Genomic DNA, 593 nt, shown 5'->3' with positions numbered 1-593 from the left:
TACCGTGAGGCAGGGCTGGCTGTGCGGCGCCGTCGCAAGCGCCAGGGCGTCATGATTGAGCGCGAGCAACTGGCATTGCCGGGCGCGCCCAACGAGGTGTGGTCAATCGATTTCGTGATGGATGCGCTTTCCAACGGCCGGCGCGTGAAGTGCCTGACCGTCGTCGACGACTTCACGAAAGAGGCTGTCGACATCGTCGTCGACCACGGCATCTCAGGTTTGTATGTCGCTCGGGCATTGGACCGTGCAGCTCGCTTCCGTGGCTATCCCAAGGCGGTGCGAACCGACCAGGGACCCGAATTTACGAGCCGCGCGCTTGACCAGTGGGCGTATGCGAACGGCGTCACGCTGAAGTTGATTCAGGCGGGCAAGCCAACGCAGAATGCGTACATCGAATCGTTCAACGGCAAGTTCCGCGACGAATGCCTTAACGAGCACTGGTTCACGACGCTCGCGCACGCTCGGGCAGTCATCGCGGCATGGCGTCAGGACTTCAACGAGCAAAGGCCGCACAGCGCACTGAACTACCTTGCGCCGTCAGAGTTTGCGGCGAAACATCGGGCAACCGCGGATGCTCCTGCCGCTTTCCAGGA

General features: G+C 61.9%; 1 pseudogene. It reads left to right on the top strand.

Annotated features, from left to right (window positions below):
• Nucleotides 1-593: pseudogene (locus tag DIE13_RS32585) on the top strand (IS3-like element ISBam2 family transposase); the annotation flags it as partial.

The organism is Burkholderia sp. Bp9016 (genome assembly GCF_003857765.1).
In the GTDB taxonomy this organism is placed as follows: domain Bacteria; phylum Pseudomonadota; class Gammaproteobacteria; order Burkholderiales; family Burkholderiaceae; genus Burkholderia.
The sequence above is the reverse complement of the archived record's forward strand: the minus strand, read 5'-3'. Positions and strand labels throughout refer to the sequence as shown.